The sequence below is a fragment of the Pedobacter sp. UYP1 genome (assembly GCF_040547305.1).
GTDB lineage: Bacteria > Bacteroidota > Bacteroidia > Sphingobacteriales > Sphingobacteriaceae > Pedobacter.
Map to the genome: position 1 here is coordinate 69,815 of NZ_JBEPPL010000001.1, position 18,083 is coordinate 87,897.

General features: G+C 38.2%; 18 protein-coding genes. 12 read left to right on the forward strand and 6 right to left on the reverse strand.

Features of this window, described 5'->3' with window-relative positions:
- Positions 1-32: 32 nt before the first annotated feature.
- Together ABIB30_RS00310 and ABIB30_RS00315 are read right to left on the reverse strand one after the other, a co-directional pair.
- The gene (locus tag ABIB30_RS00310) at positions 33-563 is read right to left on the reverse strand and encodes an RNA methyltransferase (RefSeq protein ID WP_354298747.1); all 531 of its coding nucleotides are present in this window, start codon (positions 561-563) and stop codon (positions 33-35) included.
- 15 nt (positions 564-578) lie between these two features.
- Positions 579-1,730 (reverse strand): galactokinase, encoded by a 1,152-nt coding sequence (locus ABIB30_RS00315; RefSeq protein WP_354298748.1) that lies wholly within the window; start codon positions 1,728-1,730, stop codon positions 579-581.
- 145 nt (positions 1,731-1,875) lie between these two features.
- On the opposite strand from ABIB30_RS00315, the gene ABIB30_RS00320 reads away from it, so the two are divergent.
- From ABIB30_RS00320 to ABIB30_RS00350, 7 genes are all read left to right on the forward strand, one after another.
- A complete protein-coding gene (locus ABIB30_RS00320) occupies positions 1,876-2,901 on the forward strand; it encodes an aldose epimerase family protein (RefSeq protein WP_354298749.1) in 1,026 nt (341 codons plus the stop codon).
- A 10-nt stretch (positions 2,902-2,911) separates the two neighbouring features.
- Positions 2,912-3,481: an NADPH-dependent FMN reductase gene (locus ABIB30_RS00325; RefSeq protein WP_354298750.1), complete on the forward strand. Its 570-nt coding sequence runs from the start codon at positions 2,912-2,914 to the stop codon at positions 3,479-3,481.
- Positions 3,482-3,509: 28 nt separating this feature from the next.
- The gene (locus ABIB30_RS00330; protein WP_354298751.1) at positions 3,510-4,166 is read left to right on the forward strand and encodes a DsbA family oxidoreductase; all 657 of its coding nucleotides are present in this window, start codon (positions 3,510-3,512) and stop codon (positions 4,164-4,166) included.
- A gap of 3 nt (positions 4,167-4,169) precedes the next feature.
- Entirely contained in the window at positions 4,170-4,796 is a 627-nt protein-coding gene (locus ABIB30_RS00335; protein WP_354298752.1) for a phosphatase PAP2 family protein, read from the forward strand.
- Positions 4,797-4,941: 145 nt separating this feature from the next.
- Positions 4,942-6,810 carry a TonB-dependent receptor plug domain-containing protein gene (locus tag ABIB30_RS00340; protein WP_354298753.1) on the forward strand — a complete coding sequence of 623 codons (1,869 nt, stop codon included), beginning with the start codon at positions 4,942-4,944 and terminating at the stop codon, positions 6,808-6,810.
- 85 nt (positions 6,811-6,895) lie between these two features.
- Positions 6,896-7,612 carry a pirin family protein gene (locus ABIB30_RS00345; RefSeq protein WP_354298754.1) on the forward strand — a complete coding sequence of 239 codons (717 nt, stop codon included), beginning with the start codon at positions 6,896-6,898 and terminating at the stop codon, positions 7,610-7,612.
- 2 nt (positions 7,613-7,614) lie between these two features.
- The gene (locus tag ABIB30_RS00350; RefSeq protein WP_354298755.1) at positions 7,615-7,926 is read left to right on the forward strand and encodes a hypothetical protein; all 312 of its coding nucleotides are present in this window, start codon (positions 7,615-7,617) and stop codon (positions 7,924-7,926) included.
- 74 nt (positions 7,927-8,000) lie between these two features.
- On the opposite strand, the gene ABIB30_RS00355 is transcribed toward ABIB30_RS00350, so the two are convergent.
- Together ABIB30_RS00355 and ABIB30_RS00360 are read right to left on the reverse strand one after the other, a co-directional pair.
- Complete coding sequence (locus ABIB30_RS00355; protein WP_354298756.1) at positions 8,001-8,435, reverse strand: YtxH domain-containing protein; 435 nt, start codon at positions 8,433-8,435, stop codon at positions 8,001-8,003.
- 223 nt (positions 8,436-8,658) lie between these two features.
- A complete protein-coding gene (locus ABIB30_RS00360) occupies positions 8,659-9,111 on the reverse strand; it encodes a DoxX family protein (protein WP_354298757.1) in 453 nt (150 codons plus the stop codon).
- 147 nt (positions 9,112-9,258) lie between these two features.
- On the opposite strand from ABIB30_RS00360, the gene ABIB30_RS00365 reads away from it, so the two are divergent.
- From ABIB30_RS00365 to ABIB30_RS00385, 5 genes are all read left to right on the forward strand, one after another.
- Complete coding sequence (locus ABIB30_RS00365; RefSeq protein ID WP_354298758.1) at positions 9,259-9,606, forward strand: hypothetical protein; 348 nt, start codon at positions 9,259-9,261, stop codon at positions 9,604-9,606.
- Between the two features lie 52 nt (positions 9,607-9,658).
- Positions 9,659-12,283: an MGH1-like glycoside hydrolase domain-containing protein gene (locus tag ABIB30_RS00370; RefSeq protein WP_354298759.1), complete on the forward strand. Its 2,625-nt coding sequence runs from the start codon at positions 9,659-9,661 to the stop codon at positions 12,281-12,283.
- 34 nt (positions 12,284-12,317) lie between these two features.
- On the forward strand, positions 12,318-13,394 hold the full coding sequence (gene proB / locus ABIB30_RS00375; RefSeq protein ID WP_354298760.1) for a glutamate 5-kinase: 1,077 nt from the start codon (positions 12,318-12,320) through the stop codon (positions 13,392-13,394).
- 49 nt (positions 13,395-13,443) lie between these two features.
- A complete protein-coding gene (locus ABIB30_RS00380) occupies positions 13,444-14,688 on the forward strand; it encodes a glutamate-5-semialdehyde dehydrogenase (RefSeq protein WP_354298761.1) in 1,245 nt (414 codons plus the stop codon).
- Positions 14,689-14,885: 197 nt separating this feature from the next.
- Positions 14,886-16,391 carry a malate:quinone oxidoreductase gene (locus ABIB30_RS00385; protein ID WP_354298762.1) on the forward strand — a complete coding sequence of 502 codons (1,506 nt, stop codon included), beginning with the start codon at positions 14,886-14,888 and terminating at the stop codon, positions 16,389-16,391.
- On the opposite strand, the gene ABIB30_RS00390 is transcribed toward ABIB30_RS00385, so the two are convergent.
- Both ABIB30_RS00390 and ABIB30_RS00395 read right to left on the reverse strand, forming a co-directional pair.
- Positions 16,381-17,256 carry a lysophospholipid acyltransferase family protein gene (locus ABIB30_RS00390; protein ID WP_354298763.1) on the reverse strand — a complete coding sequence of 292 codons (876 nt, stop codon included), beginning with the start codon at positions 17,254-17,256 and terminating at the stop codon, positions 16,381-16,383. The genes ABIB30_RS00385 and ABIB30_RS00390 overlap by 11 nt on opposite strands.
- Before the next feature lie 151 nt (positions 17,257-17,407).
- Positions 17,408-17,869 carry an Lrp/AsnC family transcriptional regulator gene (locus ABIB30_RS00395; RefSeq protein WP_354298764.1) on the reverse strand — a complete coding sequence of 154 codons (462 nt, stop codon included), beginning with the start codon at positions 17,867-17,869 and terminating at the stop codon, positions 17,408-17,410.
- Positions 17,870-18,083 lie beyond the last annotated feature (214 nt).

Consider the following 18,083-nt stretch of genomic DNA (forward strand, 5'->3'; position numbering starts at 1 on the left):
GGTTCAACAATTTTGGTGAACCTCTGATTGAGTTACAATCTTAGCTTAGCATAGAAATCCCATAACACAATTCCGGCAGAGATCACGATATTGAAAGAATGTTTAGTACCAAACTGAGGTATTTCAATACATTTATCGATTTGGCCCATCACTTCGTCACTCACCCCATTAACCTCATTCCCAAAGATCAATGCATATTTTTTAGCCTGATTTGGTTTAAAAGTATTGAGCATAATACTGTCTACGGCTTGTTCAATGGCTATGATTTCATAACCGTCTGCTCTTAAATCTTTAATTGCATCCAAGGTTTCTTCATAATGTACCCAGGCTACAGATTGTGTTGCGCCAATAGCTGTTTTCTCAATCTCACGATGTGGAGGCTGTGCAGTGATTCCACAAAGAATGATTTTTTCTATAGCAAAGCCATCCGCTGTTCTGAAAGCAGACCCTACATTGTTCATGCTGCGTACATTATCCAGTATCACAACTACCGGTAGTTTATCCTGTTCTTTAAATTCCTCTATACCTACACGGTTTAATTCAGCTGTCTTTAATTTCTGCATGGCGCAAAAATAGAATTAAATTGTGGTAGCTCCACTGCCAATTTCACTGATATATATATCTGGCGCATAACCAATGTGTTCTGTATAGTAAGCGGTCAGTTTTTCCCTGAAATCTGCCTCTGCATCTTTTTTCAGCAGTGCGATTGCACAACCACCAAAACCAGCTCCGGTCATTCTTGCGCCTGTAACCTCAGGATAGGCCGAACAGAATTCTACTACCGTATCCAATTCTTTTCCGGTAACTTCATATAAATCCTTTAATGATTGGTGCGAAGCATACATTAAACGGCCAAATTCATCCAGATCGCCATTGTTTAATGCTTTTGCGGCAAGGTTTACGCGGTCATTTTCTTTAATAACGTGAGTCGCACGCTTCAGGATAGTCTCGTCTTTAATCAAATGGCTGTGCAGCGCAAATTTATCAGCAGTCAGTTCACATAGGTTGTTCAAAGTGATTTCCTGATTCAGGGCTTGAAGTGCAGCTTGACATTCAGCTACTCTTTCATTGTATTTAGACTCCGCGAGTTCTCTTGGCTTGTTGGTATTAATGATGGTTAAGACATGGTCTCCAAGATTACAGTCTACAATTTTATATTTCAGAGTATCACAGTTCAGTACAATTGCCTTATCTTTTTCCCCGAAAGCAACGGCAAATTGATCCATAATGCCACTGTTTACACCAATAAACTCATTTTCTACTTTCTGAGCGAGCTTGACTAAGGCTAAACGGTCATAATCCAGGCCAAGATAAGCGGTAATTGCATAGGCTGTTACAACTTCTATAGAGGCAGAAGATGATAAACCGGATCCAACCGGGATATTACCAGCATACAAAAGGTCGAAACCTACTGGAATTTGAAAGTTTTTAAGAATTTCGTTGAACACTCCTAACGGGTAGTTATACCATCCTGTACCTTCTTTTTCATAGGCAGATTTTAAAGGTATAACAGCTTCTTCTGGGAAATTCACACTTTTGAAACGGATTACCTGGTCGTTATTTGGTGCAAGGCAAAGCCATGTACCGAGCGTAATTGCGCAGGGTAGTACTAAACCTCCATTATAGTCAATATGTTCACCGATCAGATTTACGCGGCCGGGAGTAAAATAAGTTGCGGCCGGTTGCTGGCCGTAGGTATCAAAGAATTTACTGGATAGTTCAGATTTCATTATTGTTTCGTGGTTTGGTTGAGCAATGGAACAACAGCTACTCGTCAAAAAACAAATTTAAACTGATTAAATGTTCATCCGGGTTTAAAATTTGCTGGTATTATTTGTAGTATTGTTATTGTAAATATCGACTAATATACGTTTTATGAAAGAGAATCAAATTAGCACCGGGCGATTTATTGATGGCAAAGAAATCTTCGCGGTAGAGCTGACCAACAGTCTTGGCAGCAAGGTGAAAATATATAACTACGGAGCTATTGTAAGTGAGTTTATTGTGAAGAATGCAATAGGAGAGCAACAGGATATCGTATTAGGTTTTGATGATATTGATGGCTATCTGAATGAAGATTACAGGAGTGATGATTACCCTTATCTTGGCGTTATTGTTGGACGTTACTCTAATCGGATTAAAGATGGAAAATATAGTATTGATGGGATAGATTATGAGATGGCACAAAGTCTTCATGGGGGCTTAACTGGTTTCGATAAAAAGGTTTGGGACATTTTACCTACGGTAGACCCAAGTTTAACACTTCAATATATAAGCCCGGATGGGGAGGAAAGTTTTCCCGGTAATCTGACCGTTCAGCTTACGTTTAAACTATCTGATGCGAATGAATTAATTCTTGATTACAAAGCGGTTACTGATGCGCCTACGGCGCTTAACCTGACACATCATACTTATTTCAATTTAAATAAAAATGGGGAAAATATAGCTGGTCATTATTTAAGGATCCCTGCTGGTAATTATTTAGCGCAGGATAAGGATTATGTAGTTACTGGTGCGCTGGTTCCTGTAGCGGGTACGAGCCATGATTTTCTGGGTGGTAAGACTATTGGACAGGATTGGGAGGTAGAAGAGGGTTATGATCAGAGTTTTGTACTGGATAAACCTTACGGTGAGTTAGGATTGGCTTCGGAAACTACGGAGGCGTCTTCAGGATTAAAACTTGAAGTTTATACAACAGAACCCGTTGCTCATTTTTACACAGCCAAGTATTTAAATACTGCTACCGGTAAGGGTGGAAGGGCTTATGGGCCCTATAGTGCTTTTTGTATAGAGACACAGCATTATCCGAATAGTGTGAATGTTCCGGAATTTCCAACTACGATTTTACGTCCTGGGCAGACTTATGTACAAACTACAATTTTCAAAGTAAGTCATATCTAAATAAGCGATCATGGATCAGTTGAAGATCATCAGTGCTACAGTAAGACCAGGTAGAAAAGGGCCATTAGTGGCAGAGTGGATAACTGAAATAGCCAGAAAAGCAGGTACTTTTGAGGTTGAGTTGATAGACTTAGGTTTATTAAACTTGCCTTTAATGGATGAAATCAACCATCCTGCGATGCAAAAATATGATCATGAGCATACCAAACAATGGAGTGCTAAAATTGAACAAGCTGACGCTTTTATATTTGTAACTGGTGAATATGATTTTGGATATCCTTCGCCTTTAAGAAACGCATTGGAATTTCTGTATAAAGAGTGGAATTACAAAGCTGCCGGGATAGTGAGTTATGGCGGTATTTCTGCTGGTACAAGAGCGGCAAATGCATTGAAAAATGATCTTAGCACTTTTAAAATGGTACCTTTGTATGAGGCAGTGAATTTTTCTTTTTTCACGGAACTGATTAATGAGGATGATGTTTTTGTACCTCATGAGCGTTCTGAAAAAGCTGCTCAGGCCATGCTAAAAGAATTAGTGCGCTGGACAAAGGGGTTAAAATTAATCAAGGCTGACGTATAAAAAGTTAAGCTTATAAACAAACATTACAATGAAAGTAGATATCTGGTCGGACGTTAATTGTCCGTTTTGTTATATAGGAAAGAGGAAGTTTGAGTTGGCATTGGAACAGTTTGAGCATAAAGACAAAGTTGAGGTAGAATGGCACAGTTTTGAGCTGGATCCAAATGCAGAAACCAAACCAGGACTGAATGCTTATGATTATCTGGCAGAAAAAAAAGGACAGACCAGAGCGTGGTCAGTGCAAATGCATGAACAAGTAGTAGGTGCGGCTGCTGAGGTGGGTTTAAAGTTTGATTTTGATCAGGTTGTAATCGCGAATTCTTTTAACGCACACAGGTTGATTCAATTGGCTAAAACCAAAGGGCTTGACAATGAAATTGAAGAGCAATTATTTATTGCACACTTCACGGAAGGAAAAAACATCGATGATTCTGCTGTTTTAATTGAAACGGGTACAAGTGCGGGATTAGATCAGGCTGACATCGAAGCTTTACTATCGGATAATACTTTTACGGAAGAAGTACGTGCGGACGAACAGATTGCACAGCAAATTGGTATCAGCGGAGTTCCTTTCTTTATTATTAATCAAAAATTAGCAGTTTCTGGTGCCCAGCCTCCTGCAACTTTTTTAGGTGCGTTGGAACAAGCCTGGACTACTAGTGTATCAGAGGGGCAGCAATCCTAGGAAATGAGTGGCCGTTTAAAAAAATATATAGTGGTATTGCAGCTCATTTTTTGTACTGCAATACCACTTAAATCAGTTGCGCAGGGTGGTTTATCTCCTGATAATCCGATACAGAAAATTGATAACCGGATCATGATTGATCTTTCTGAACACAGGACTCCAGCACAAACAAACGTGTTCATGTTCTTATCCAGGTATAATAATCTGGTTAATGTTGCAGTTCCTGCGGGCATATTTGCTGCAGGTGTAATTGACAATGATAAAGGGACCCGCCAGAATGCAATGTATATTGCCAGCAGTTCTGCTGTTAATTTATTACTGACACTGGTTATTAAAAAAATTGTAAAACGCCCAAGACCTTTTCTGGGGCAAGTTAAAATCAATGCAGTCTATCATCCGGGACAAACATCCTTTCCTTCTGGTCACACTTCTTCTGCTTTTACAACGGCAACTGCCTTAACACAGGTTTATCATAAGTGGTATGTGATTGCACCTGCTTATTTATGGGCATCTTCTGTTGGATATTCCAGAATGTATTTAGGTGTGCATTATCCTTCTGATGTAGCTACTGGTGCATTGGTTGGTACAGGTACTTCACTTTCTATGGGCTTTTTAAGACCCGGACATTAACTGTTTTCTTCATATACTATTCACGCTTACTATCAGTTAAGCCTGTCTCTTTAATGAATAAATTAAATCTTCTGACCGGTTAAATAGAAGAGTTCTAAACAATGTAATTACGTATTGCCTATATTCGCTGCAATTTTAATCGAATATGAAGAAAATGATACCTATGTTGGTTACATTATGTCTGTCTGCGGGTTATGCAGCAGCACAAAGTGACACCACAAAAAATCTAAATGAAGTGATGGTCAGAGAAAACCGTCTTAAACTTCCGTTCTCTAAACAAAATCGTAATATCTGGATAATTGACAACCAGCAAATTAAAAATTTGCCTTCAAGGTCGATTAGTGAATTGTTGAGTTATGTTACAGGGGTTGACGTTCGTCAGCGCGGACCTGGTGGGGTACAGGCTGATATCAGTATTGATGGTGGAACTTTTGATCAGACGCTTCTTTTAATTAATGGGGTAAAAGTTTCAGATCCTCAGACGGGACACAATATGATGAATTTACCTATTTCTGTGGACGATATCGATCATATCGAAGTTCTAAGAGGATCTGCATCACGAATATACGGCACGAATGCTTTAACTGGCGCAATTAACATTGTGACTAAAGCTGTGACCAGAACTGGTGTTTCTGCCAATGTATTTACTGGAAGCAGTTTTAAAAAGGATGAAGTTAGTGGAGATACCTATGCAAATTATGGTATCCGGGCGACCGGGACATTGGCATTAAAAGAATCCAGCCACTTGTTTTCTGCTGGACAGGAAGCCGGAAATGGATATCGCTATAATACTGCTTTCAATAATCAGAAATTCTTTTATGAAGGTAAAGTAAATGTAGGAAAAACAGATCAACTGGAAATCACAGGTGGTTATATCCATAATAAATTCGGTGCAAATGGCTATTATTCAGCTCCTGGTGATAAAGAAGCTGAAGAAACAGTAAAAACAGCGATTGCAGCAGTAGCTTATAAAACACAGTTGACTTCTTTTTGGAGTTTGATGCCAAGATTGAGTTATAGAAACAATGTTGATGATTATCTATATATCAAACAAACTCCTGATAAGTTTCATAATCACCACGTTACTCAGGTGTTGAGTGCTGAGCTGAACAATAGTTTTCAAACTGGCATTGGTGAATTTGGTTTAGGGCTTGAAACCAGAAAAGAGAAAATTAACAGTACAAACCTGGGAAAGAGAAACAGGGACAATGCAGGTATATATGGAGAATATAAGTTTGACCTGGTAAAGAACCTGCTTGTCAATGCAGGGAGTTACGTGAATTACAATTCTGATTATGGGTGGCAGGCTTTTCCGGGCATTGATGCCGGGTATAACTTTTACGGAAATTGGAAGGTTTTTGTGAATGTTGGAACAGGACAACGCTTGCCAACTTTTACAGATCTCTACTATAAAGGGCCTACTAATATTGGTAATGACCAGTTACAGCCAGAAAAATCCCGCTATGCTGAGGGAGGAATTAAATATAATTCTACGCATTTTGTGTTAAATGCGAGTTTATTTAAACGCAGGATTACTAATTTCATTGATTGGGTAAAGGATAAAACAACAGATCCATGGCAACCTAAGAACTTTAGTGAACTCAATACTATGGGGTATACGTTAAGTGCAGATTATAATACTGGAGCGCTGGAGAATTCCGCTTTTAATAGCTTAAGATTTGGTTTGGCTTATACTTATCTTGATCCTAAAGTCAAAACAACCTTACCTGAAGCCAATATTTCCCGTTATGCTGTAGAATCTTTGAAAAATCAATTGACCGCTACTGTCAATGCAGAGTTTTTGAAAGTTATGGCATTAACTGTAACAGCAAGGTATTGTGAAAGGATCAGTTATAAAGATTATACGGTAATGGATGCAAGGCTGAGTTATAAATTAAAGCGCAGCAGTATTTATGCAGATGCTTCTAACATTTTTGATGTGAACTTTATACAGGCTGGAGCAGTCCCTATGCCGGGTGTATGGGCAACATTGGGTTATAAAATTGCTTTATAGCATTTTTATTTATTTCTTATTCTATGGTAAGATGCAGGGAGATTATTGGAGGTAAATTTGTATAACAAACCAAAAGAATAAGAATATGGCACAAACAGTTTTGCATACTGCAGCCTCAAGAGGCGGAGCAGATCACGGATGGTTAAAAAGTTATCACACTTTTAGCTTTGCGAGTTACTATAATCCTGAAAGAGTTAATTTTGGTGCATTAAGAGTTTTAAATGATGATGCAGTAGATGGAGGAAGAGGTTTTGGAGAACATCCACATGATAATATGGAAATTATTTCTATTCCTTTATCAGGATCATTAGAACATAAAGATAGCATGGGTAATATCGGAACTATTGAACCTGGAGAAATCCAGGTCATGAGTGCCGGAACTGGGATTTACCATACAGAATATAATAAGAACAAAGATCAGACAGTCAAATTTTTGCAGATCTGGGTATTCCCGAATAAAAGGAATGTTGAACCAAGATATGATCAGGTAAAAATTGACACTCCTGAAAAACCAAACACTTTGGTACAGATTTTATCTCCAAATCCAGAGGATGCTGGCGTATGGATTCATCAGGATGCCTGGTTTAATTTAGGAAAACTGGAAAAAGGAAGCCTCATAGCTTATTCTTTGCAGAAAAAAGGAAATGGTGCTTATATTTTTGTTTTAGAAGGTGATATTGAGATCAATGGTCAACCATTGTCTACCAGAGATGGTTTTGGAATTTGGGATACTGATAATTTCACTATAGAAGCATCAGCAGATGCTGAATTTTTAATTATGGATGTTCCTATGGAATTCTAATTATGGAAAACAGGACAGAGATTTTAGTAGTTGGCACGCATGAAGATATTTTAAAGACTATAATCAGGTTATTGAATGCAGAAAGTTCATGGCATGCTGAGGGTGTTTCGGGATGTGAAGAGGCTATTGCGAAATGTAAATCTTATACTTATGCTGTATTGTTGCTTGGTGGTGGATTATCTGAGCCGGAAGAGGCAAGACTGAAGACGGAAATCAAAATACTGCATCCGGCTATACATATTATCCCACATTATGGTGGTGGGAGCGGACTACTTTATGCAGAAATTCATAGTGCATTGGGTACCATCATTTAAATCTGATTCTATAGCTTATAAAAAAACCGGCAATCAGCCGGTTTTTTTATAATTATCATTCTAACCAGAATAAATTAAGCGTTTTCTATATCACTTTTTACAGCGCTCGCTTTATCTTTAAGTTCTTCTTTAGCATCCTTGATATCATCTTTTGCATCGTTGAACTTAGATTTTACAGTTTCTACTGCTCTATCTTTTAAATCAACAAGTTCATCAGCTCCGTTTTGCAGTTTCTCACCGTAAGTCTGGTATTTATTTTTTGCAGTGTCGGCTATTTGATCCGCACCGTCTTTTAGCTTTTCTTTATAAGTCTGCAGTTTATCTTTTGCATTGTCTGCAAGATCTTTAGTCTTGTCTGCTAACAGGTTCCTGGTTTCTGATCCGCTGCTTGGTGCAAATAATACGCCTAAGGCTGCCCCAACTGCTAATCCAGCTAATAAAGCTACAACAACAGGAGTTTTATCAGTCTGCTTGCCTAAGTGGTCATTAATTAATTTTTTGTAATCCATGGTAATTAGTTTTTTATGATTAAACTGTATTAATTTCAAGTTGGTAAACAGATTTGTTGTAATTATGTTTACAGGTTACACTGTTCAAAAACCAGTCCATTTTGGATATTTAAGAAAAATAAATGATATAAAAGCTTTTAACTTGCTGGCCGTATTAAACCTTACAAAGAAAAGCGGCCCTCTAATTTAATCAGAAGGCCGCTATATAATATAATTAAAGCTGTTAGTTTTCAGAAGCGACAGGTTTTCTAACTGTTTCAATGGACAATACGCCGTCTCCTTCAATCAGAAAGCAAATCAAACCGGCAAGAACCAGGCAGGAAAGCCAGAATTCTGAATAAGGTCTGAATATTTGTTGTTGCGGGAAGTTAACATAAAAGACTGCAACCATTAATATTGGGATAATTAACAGGCAAAATAGTCGTGTATGTGTCCCTAAGGCAATAAGCAAACCGCCAATAATATGAAGTGCTATGATTAAATGTGCTATTAAACTGATAGAGACCGCTGTACCTAAACCCGAATCTTCCATCAGGACAGTAAATGCGTGTAAATTGAGTGCGAATGCAACTCCTTTCCAGATCAGTGTTATGCCTAAAACTATTCTCAGATAGTCCAGCCATTTCGGATGGTGGTGATCCCCCCAGTCCTGAATTTTTGATAGTAGGTTCATCATGATGTTATATTTTGGTTATATCAATATACGGAATAATCTCTTGTATATCAAGTTATACAAGGTTAATTATAATGCTTTTTTAACCTCCGGATTAATATGCCCGATAACAGATTAAATTAAATAAATTTGTATTCTTATAAATTATACATGATCGAGCCAACATTATATTACGAAACCATCAACAGGAACGCAGTCCTGATCAAAGCGAAAAAGCCATTTTATGATTGGATTAACTATGTAGATCCTGAATTTCCTGTAATAGATAATGATGAGGGAACTGTATATCTGATCAAGGAACAGAAAACAACGGCCAAGGTTGAAAGCTGGTTAAAGAAAAACTTTGATCAATTATTTAAGAATGAACTCAGAGACTACCATACAGATGAGAATGACTGGCCTCAGAAACGTACTTATAAAGTTTTCCAGGAATGGTTTACTGTTGAAATCTCGTCAATGATCGTTGATCTTCAAGATACAGCTATTGTAAAAAATTAAGCTATTGCGTGATCCTTTCTTTAATTCGCTTAACAATCGTTATTATTGAAATATGAACTCCAAAGATCAGCTTAATCCGGAACAGCAGCGCCTCACCAGTCATTATAATCAGGAAACTAACTGGCTTAAGTGGGGTCCTTATGTGTCTGACCGTCAATGGGGCACGGTTAGGGAAGATTATAGCTATAATGGAGACGTATGGGACTATACAACCCATGATTCAGCAAGGAGTAAAGCCTACCGCTGGGGTGAAGAAGGGATAGGTGGTTTTAGTGATGACCAGCAAAATATATGTATTGGACTAGCGCTTTGGAATGGTAAGGATGCTATTCTTAAAGAGCGCCTGTTTGGCCTGACCAATGGCCAGGGAAACCATGGAGAGGATGTAAAAGAGCTGTACTATCATCTGGATAGCAGCCCTACACACAGCTATATGAAAATGCTGTATAAATATCCTTTCCAGGCTTTTCCTTATGAATTGCTCCTGAGTGAAAATGCAAAGAGGAGCAAAACAGAATCAGAATATGAATTGATTGACACTGGTTTGTTCGATCATGATGAATACGGAGATGTTTTTATTGAATATGCTAAAAACAAAGAAGAAGACCTGCTGATTAAATATACTGTATTTAACAGAAGTGCTGCTCCGGTAACACTCGATGTAATTCCTCAGATCTGGTATCGTAATACCTGGTTTGATAGACAGCATGGAGCTAAACCTGAAATCCTGAACCAGGGTAATCACACCCTGCTTTTAAGGTCTGACAATATTGGAGATTACCATTGTTATACAGATGGTAATCCGAAATTTCTGTTTACAGATAATGAAACCAATAACCAACGTCTGTATCAATCTGATAACGTGAGCCGTTTTGTGAAAGACGGAATTAATGAGTTTATCGTTAATGGGAATCAAAATGCAGTTAATCCTGATAATTTAGGAACAAAAGCAGGTATTTGGTATCATTTAACTATTCCTGCCGGTGAAAGCAGTATCATTAGAATCAGGCTTAGCAAGAATAAATTAGCACAGCCTTTTAATGATTTTGAGGATATATTTTCCCTTCGTTTGCAAGAGACTGATACCTTTTATGCAGTTAAACAAGCTGACACCACTAATGCAGATGAAAAATCTATGCAGCGGCAGGCCTGGGCCGGAATGTTCTGGAATAAGCAGTTTTACAGTTTTGATGTCAATAGATGGCTGAATGGTGATGCAGGACAACCTGCTCCTCCTAAACAAAGAAGAACTGGCAGAAACTCACATTGGAAACATTTTGTGGCTAATGATATCCTTTCTATGCCAGATAAGTGGGAATATCCATGGTTTGCAGCATGGGATCTTGCTTTTCATTGTATCAGCTTTGCGCCTTTAGATCCTGATTTTGCAAAAGAACAGTTGAGATTGATGGTTAGCGCCAATTATATGCATCCAAGCGGGCAATTGCCTGCTTATGAATGGGATTTCGGTGATGTAAACCCGCCGGTCCATGCAATGGCAACCTGGCATGTATATCTCGCAGATAAAGCGGTTAAGGGTAAGGGAGATATTAACTTCCTGGTAGAGATTTTCAATAAATTACTGCTCAATTTTACCTGGTGGGTAAATCAGAAAGATAGTGAAGGAAATAATATTTTTGAGGGTGGTTTTCTTGGTCTTGATAATATTGGGGTATTTAACCGGAGTCAGCCGGTACCTGGTGGCGGTTTTCTGGAACAGGCAGACGGCACTAGCTGGATGGCCATGTATGCATTGAATATGCTGCAAATTAGTATGGAGCTTTCGCTTCATTTTGATGTATTTGAAAGTATGGCTATCAAATTTTCTGAACACTTTTTATATATCGCGGGTTCAATTTCTAATATGGGAGAGGATGCGATAGGTTTGTGGGATGAAGAGGATGGTTTTTATTATGATATGCTGAGAAGACCAGACGGGTCTGCTGACAGACTACGCCTGAGAAGTCTGGTGGGGCTGATTCCTATGTTTGCCCAGATTGTTTTTGATGAGAGCAAATGGGGTAAGCTGCCAAAATTAAAGGAGCGTCTGGAGTGGTTTATGCTCCAAAGGCCTGACCTGGTTCAATTGGTAAGTCATTGGACAGATACTAAAGGCAGTGATCAGCATTTACTTTCTCTGTTAAGAGGCCATCGGATGAAATTATTACTCAAACGTATGCTGGATCCAAATGAGTTTCTTTCGGATTTTGGTATCCGCTCTGTTTCTAAAGCTTACTGCGCATATCCTTTTAACTATCAATTGGATGGCATGGACTATACTGTGAAATATATTCCTGCTGAAAGTGATTCTGGAATGTTTGGCGGAAATAGTAATTGGCGTGGACCGATGTGGATGCCGGTCAATTACCTGATCATTGAGTCTCTTAAAAATTTCCAGGAGTATTATACCGATGATTTTAAAGTAGAATGTCCAACTGGTTCTGGTCAGTTTTTAAGTCTTAAAGAGATCGCGGCTTTATTAAGTAAAAGATTAAAGTGTATTTTTCTGAAAAATGATGCTGGTGAACGACCCGTATCGGGTGGGAACCCTAAGTTTAACCATGACCCGCATTTTAAAGATTATATATTATTCCATGAATATTTCAATGGGGATAATGGCAAAGGGCTTGGCGCTAGTCATCAGACTGGCTGGACAGGCTTGATAGCTCTTCTTTAGTTCTTTATTTTTCAACCTTTACGCTCAATAAATTATGGCTGTTGCCTATAAAAGAATCGTTGTTAAAATCGGTTCAAATGTCCTCACGCAAGCTGATGGATTACCAGATCATGCCCGGATTGAACACCTTGTTGCACAAATTATCAGGCTTAAAAAAGCTGGCATTGCAGTAGTTGTAGTTTCTTCTGGCGCTGTGGCTGCTGGAAGAAGTATGATCAGGATATCTGAAAAGCAGGATGCTGTTGCAGCAAGACAGCTTTTAGCTTCCATCGGACAAATTAAACTGATTAATACTTATTTATCCCTGTTTGAGAAACAACAAATGCTTTGCTCACAGGTATTAGTCACTAAAGAAGATTTTCGCGACCGCAAGCACTATTTAAATATTAAAAACTGTCTTTCTATCTTATTGAAACATCAGGTCATTCCTATTATCAATGAAAACGATGTCGTATCTGTCACAGAGTTGATGTTTACGGATAATGATGAGCTGGCAGGACTGGTAGCTTCAATGTTAGAGGCAGATGCACTGATTATCCTTTCTAATGTAGATGGTGTTTATAATGGAGATCCAAAATCTCCCGCCTCCAGTGTAATCAGAGAGATCAAGAAGGATGATCATATTGGCTCTTTCATTAATACTACCAAATCTGGTTTAGGCAGAGGCGGAATGGTCACTAAATTAGGAATGGCACAGAAAGTCGCAAAACTGGGTATCCCGGTTTATATCGCCAATGGTACGCGAAACAATATCCTGACTGATTTAATAGCCCAAAAGGTGGATCATACCTATTTTGTACCGGAGAAGACTACTTCGGGAAAGAAAAAATGGATTGCACATTCTGAGCATTCTGCTACAGGAAGTGTTCAGTTGAATAAAGGAGCGGCAGAAGCTCTGATTTCTGGTCAGGCCCGCAGTTTATTGCCAATTGGAATAACAGAAATACTCTCTTCATTTCAAAAGGGAGATATTATCCGCTTATTGGATGAGAATGGAAAGCTGATTGGTTTGGGAATAGCAGATTACGGTTCTGATAAAGCGAAAGAAAGAATAGGACAAAAGGGACATAAATCTTTAGTCCATTATAATTATTTTTATGCTGTAAGCTAATACAGTAAATTCCGGCGTAACAACATACCGGTTCTAAACGAAAAAGGAAATGGAATACCAGTTATATTTTGAAAATGCTTTACAAGCGAGCCGTACTTTATGCCGTTTAGATCAAATGGCAGTAAATGAAATCCTAAAAGATCTTGCTGCCCATGTAAAACTGTTTACGGAAGATATATTGTTTGCGAACGATCTTGATCTCAAGCGGATGTCTGCAGAGGATCCCAAGTATGACCGGTTAAAGCTAACCAGGGAAAGATTAAATGATATTGCACAGGAAATATTAAATGTGGCTCAACTGGAAAGCCCGCTTGCAGAAGTTATAGAAGCGAATACCCTTCCAAATGGTTTACATTTGTCTAAGATCAGAGTACCTTTAGGAGTTATAGGTGTTATCTATGAGGCAAGGCCTAATGTGACTTTAGATGTTTTTTCTCTTTGTTTTAAAACAGGAAATGTAGCGGTATTAAAAGGTGGAAGTGATGCTGAGTTTTCTAACCAGGCATTAATTAAAATCATTCATCAGGTACTGCTCAAACACGAGGTGGATATTCATGTCGCGGTATTACTACCTTCAGAAAGAGAAGCAACTGCTGCACTTTTAAATGCAAGAGGTTTTGTGGATGTTTTGATCCCCAGAGGTAGTCAGGCACTAATCAATTATGTCCGCGAACATAGCAACGTTCCTGTTATTGAAACAGGAGCGGGGATAGTCCATACTTATTTTGATTTATCAGGAGACAAAGAAAAAGGAAAGGCAATTATTTTTAATGCTAAAACCAGAAGAGTAAGTGTCTGTAATGCACTGGACTGTCTGCTGATCCATGCCGGACGCCTGGATGATCTTTATACTTTAGTGGCACCACTGGCAGGGAAATCTGTTCACGTTTATGCGGATACTGAAGCCTTCGAAGCTTTGGAAGAACTCTACCCTGAACATTTATTGCACCATTCCAGTCCTGAAGATTTTGGAACAGAGTTTCTGGATTATAAAATGGCTATTAAAACTGTAGAAAACCTGGAAAATGCGTTATCACATATCGCGCGTTACAGCTCTAAACATAGTGAAGCTATAATTGCTGAGGATGAAAATCAATTACTTACATTTCTGAACGTTGTCGATGCAGCTGCGGTTTATGCAAATGCATCGACTGCCTTTACCGACGGCGGGCAGTTTGGCCTTGGTGCTGAAATTGGGATCAGTACGCAGAAACTTCATGCAAGAGGACCAATGGGACTTAAAGAATTGACTAGTTATAAATGGGTAGTGAGAGGTAACGGACAGATTCGTTGATTTATAGCAGATATTTTTATTAAAAAGACCTGATCCTGACAATTCTAACTCAAAATCAAGGAAGAATCAGGATCAATTTTGTGTTTTATCAGATACTGGTAAAAATATTACTTATTAAATTGAAATTTAGGACTCTTTTCCCGGTCATTATATTAATTTTGTGGCCGATATAAAGAGAATAAATTATCTATCCTTTCATGACCAGTAAAAGTACTAATTCAGATAAAGCAGTTGACGTTGTGTTAATTGGCGCCGGTATTATGAGCGCAACACTTGGTGTACTACTCAAGGAACTCTCACCGGATTTAACCATACAAATTTTTGAACGGCTTGATGTCGCGGCAGCAGAAAGTTCTGATGCCTGGAATAATGCAGGAACAGGCCACTCCGCCTTTTGTGAATTAAATTATACCCCTCAATTAGCAGATGGTACAGTAGAAACCGATAAGGCTGTAGCGATTGCTGAATCTTTTGAAGTATCAAAACAATTCTGGTCATTCCTGGTACAGAATAAGCTGGTTAGTTCTCCTGAAACTTTCATTAAAAGCATTCCGCATATGAGTTTTGTATGGGGCGCGGATAATGTTGCTTTTTTGAATAAACGTTTTAACAATTTACAAGAATGTGAATTGTTTAAAGAGATGACCTATTCTGAAAATCCTGAACAACTGGCAGAATGGATGCCTTTAGTAATGGAAGGAAGAAATCCCGGGGAAAAAGTTGCTGCAACAAGGATGATGTTAGGTACAGATGTAAATTTTGGTGCTTTAACCAGAATGATGCTGACTACTTTGCAAAGCAAGCCTGATGTGGCCATGGATTTCAACCAGGAAGTACGTAAATTGAAACAAAAAGATGGTTTATGGGAAGTTAAAGTGAAAGATGAAGAAACTGGTAAAAGAAAAACAGTAAAAGCTAAGTTTGTTTTTATTGGTGCTGGTGGTGGTTCTCTTCCTTTGTTAGAGAAATCTGATATTCCTGAAGGAAAAGGTTTTGGTGGTTTTCCGGTTAGCGGGCAATGGTTAAAATGCGTTAACCCGGCCGTAATTGAACATCATCATGCTAAAGTTTATGGTAAGGCATCAGTAGGTGCGCCGCCAATGTCTGTTCCTCACCTGGATACCAGGATGATCGATGGTAAAAAAGCTTTACTTTTTGGCCCTTATGCAGGGTTCTCTACGCGTTTTCTGAAAAACGGTTCTTTACTTGATCTTCCACTCTCTATCAAAGCAAATAATATCCGTCCGATGATTGCGGCAGGTCTTGATAATCTGCCATTGACAAAATATCTGATAGATCAGGTTAGACAATCTCCAGAAGACCGTATGGAAGCATTGAGAGAATATCTTCCCGCTGCTGAAATGAAAGACTGGGAATTAGAAACAGCTGGTCAGCGTGTACAGGTTATTAAAAAAGATGAGAAACATGGTGGTATCCTTGAATTTGGTACTGAAGTAGTTGCTGCGGGCGATGGTTCTATTGCCGCTTTATTAGGTGCTTCACCAGGTGCTTCGACAGCTGTATCGATTATGATCAGCCTGATGAAACGTTGTTTTAAAGAAGAAATGGAAAGTGAAGAATGGCAAACCAAGCTTAAGCAGATGATTCCTTCATATGGCAAAACTTTGAGTGACGATTCACAACTTTGCAGAAATATCCGTGCACAGACTACCCATGCACTTAATCTTCAAATTACTGAGTAGGCTGATGTTTCCATCGCTTATGACTCCATAACCAGTAAGCAGGCTCTTCTATAATTAATTTTTCCAATAGGAGAGTGTGCTTCTGGGTTATTTCATTGATCGGCGTTTCGGCAGGATTAGGGCATATAGGCATGCAATCCACTTCATAATATCCTCTTTTTACTTTTGTAAGCTGAATATAAAACACTGGTCTATTGGTTTTTATGGCAATTTTCTCCATTCCCTGTTGAACTGAAGTCTGTTGATTCAGAAAAGAAGTCCAGTAATGAGATTCGCTTTTTGGCGGTGCCTGATCATTGCCAAATAAAAACATAGTCGGTTTTCCTTTAGTCTCTGTCAATACCCTTAAAGTTTGTCGCATGGGTACAACTTTATTTCCAAACCTGGTCCTGATTCTTTGAAAAAAATCATCGAAGACTTTATTGGATAGTGGTTTATAAATCGCGTAAGTCTCACATTCTAGAACAAGCCCGATTGATAAAGCTCCCCATTCCCAATTCCCATAATGACCTGAACAGGCCAGCACACTTTCACCGCGTTCAAAATATGCATTGATAAGCTCAATATTCTTGAATTTAAAACGTCTGCGTAGTTGGCCGCTTGAAATAGAAGCCATTTTAATAATTTCAAAAATAAGCCCAGATAAATATTTATAGAATTCTTTTTCTATAACAAGAAGCTCTTCTTCTCCTTTTTCGGGGAAAGAATTTTTGAGATTTAACCTGACTACAGCTTTGCGATATCCTAATACGTAGTAAACCAGTAAGTATACAAGATCAGAAATTACATAGAGTACGGGTAACGGCAACAAAGAGAGCACATAAATAAAAAAAATTGCTAGGTAAGAGGCGGCCTTTTTTAACATTAAAATTGATTAAGGTACAAACTTAATTTTTTTTCCTCCTTCTTAGGTTACATTTTTTTAGAAATCAGGCAGTTTATCCGTTTAATTTAAGTTTAGCAGGATTGATTTTAAACCGGCTCCCGATTTTATTCGCCAGAACCGGTTTATTCAGTTAAAAAAAGAACCCGGTGTCAGTAATAATATCATCAAGTACTACGTAACTTTCAAGTGCCTGTACATTTTTGATATTGGCTATGCGTCTTTGTATACTTGAAAAGGATGTATTATCAGTGGTCACAATCTTTAGCTTCATGTTATATTCTCCGGTAATTGCACAGCATTCACAAACTTCTTTAATCCTGGAAACCTCTTCTTTGAACCTATTGATGATTTCATCAGAGCAATGACTCAGTTTAAGATGAATATAAGCCAGAACTTCTTGCTTTAATTTTCTGCGGCTCAGTACTGCTACTGAGGTAATAATATAACCTTCTGTCTTTAATCTATTAATACGATCACTAATTGTCGTAGTTGATCTATTTAAAACTCCAGCAATCTGCTTGTGCGGACGTGAATAATCCCCCTGTAAAAGTTTAAGAATAGAAATATCTATTCTGTCAAGCTTCTTCTCCATAATTATTGTTTTTGTAATTCGTGAATATAGAGGATTAATGTTTATTAAATTAATAATTTTAATCTTAAATAAACTTTTTATTGTACGGTTTGTCGTTTACTAAATAGTCCTGAACTGGATTATATCCGGCTCACATTCCTATAAACGTTAATTTATCGGATTAATAGTGATAACTTTCTTTATTCGATCTTTATGTACAACTTTACTCAATAAC

What these genes read in the sequence shown, in the direction of transcription:
- ABIB30_RS00310 (WP_354298747.1), bottom strand. Translation starts at nt 563, where the DNA reads ATGCAGAAATTAAAGACAGCTGAATTAAACCGTGTAGGTATAGAGGAA.
- ABIB30_RS00315 (WP_354298748.1), bottom strand. Translation starts at nt 1,730, where the DNA reads ATGAAATCTGAACTATCCAGTAAATTCTTTGATACCTACGGCCAGCAA.
- ABIB30_RS00320 (WP_354298749.1), top strand. Translation starts at nt 1,876, where the DNA reads ATGAAAGAGAATCAAATTAGCACCGGGCGATTTATTGATGGCAAAGAA.
- ABIB30_RS00325 (WP_354298750.1), top strand. Translation starts at nt 2,912, where the DNA reads ATGGATCAGTTGAAGATCATCAGTGCTACAGTAAGACCAGGTAGAAAA.
- ABIB30_RS00330 (WP_354298751.1), top strand. Translation starts at nt 3,510, where the DNA reads ATGAAAGTAGATATCTGGTCGGACGTTAATTGTCCGTTTTGTTATATA.
- ABIB30_RS00335 (WP_354298752.1), top strand. Translation starts at nt 4,170, where the DNA reads ATGAGTGGCCGTTTAAAAAAATATATAGTGGTATTGCAGCTCATTTTT.
- ABIB30_RS00340 (WP_354298753.1), top strand. Translation starts at nt 4,942, where the DNA reads ATGAAGAAAATGATACCTATGTTGGTTACATTATGTCTGTCTGCGGGT.
- ABIB30_RS00345 (WP_354298754.1), top strand. Translation starts at nt 6,896, where the DNA reads ATGGCACAAACAGTTTTGCATACTGCAGCCTCAAGAGGCGGAGCAGAT.
- ABIB30_RS00350 (WP_354298755.1), top strand. Translation starts at nt 7,615, where the DNA reads ATGGAAAACAGGACAGAGATTTTAGTAGTTGGCACGCATGAAGATATT.
- ABIB30_RS00355 (WP_354298756.1), bottom strand. Translation starts at nt 8,435, where the DNA reads ATGGATTACAAAAAATTAATTAATGACCACTTAGGCAAGCAGACTGAT.
- ABIB30_RS00360 (WP_354298757.1), bottom strand. Translation starts at nt 9,111, where the DNA reads ATGATGAACCTACTATCAAAAATTCAGGACTGGGGGGATCACCACCAT.
- ABIB30_RS00365 (WP_354298758.1), top strand. Translation starts at nt 9,259, where the DNA reads ATGATCGAGCCAACATTATATTACGAAACCATCAACAGGAACGCAGTC.
- ABIB30_RS00370 (WP_354298759.1), top strand. Translation starts at nt 9,659, where the DNA reads ATGAACTCCAAAGATCAGCTTAATCCGGAACAGCAGCGCCTCACCAGT.
- proB (WP_354298760.1), top strand. Translation starts at nt 12,318, where the DNA reads ATGGCTGTTGCCTATAAAAGAATCGTTGTTAAAATCGGTTCAAATGTC.
- ABIB30_RS00380 (WP_354298761.1), top strand. Translation starts at nt 13,444, where the DNA reads ATGGAATACCAGTTATATTTTGAAAATGCTTTACAAGCGAGCCGTACT.
- ABIB30_RS00385 (WP_354298762.1), top strand. Translation starts at nt 14,886, where the DNA reads ATGACCAGTAAAAGTACTAATTCAGATAAAGCAGTTGACGTTGTGTTA.
- ABIB30_RS00390 (WP_354298763.1), bottom strand. Translation starts at nt 17,256, where the DNA reads ATGTTAAAAAAGGCCGCCTCTTACCTAGCAATTTTTTTTATTTATGTG.
- ABIB30_RS00395 (WP_354298764.1), bottom strand. Translation starts at nt 17,869, where the DNA reads ATGGAGAAGAAGCTTGACAGAATAGATATTTCTATTCTTAAACTTTTA.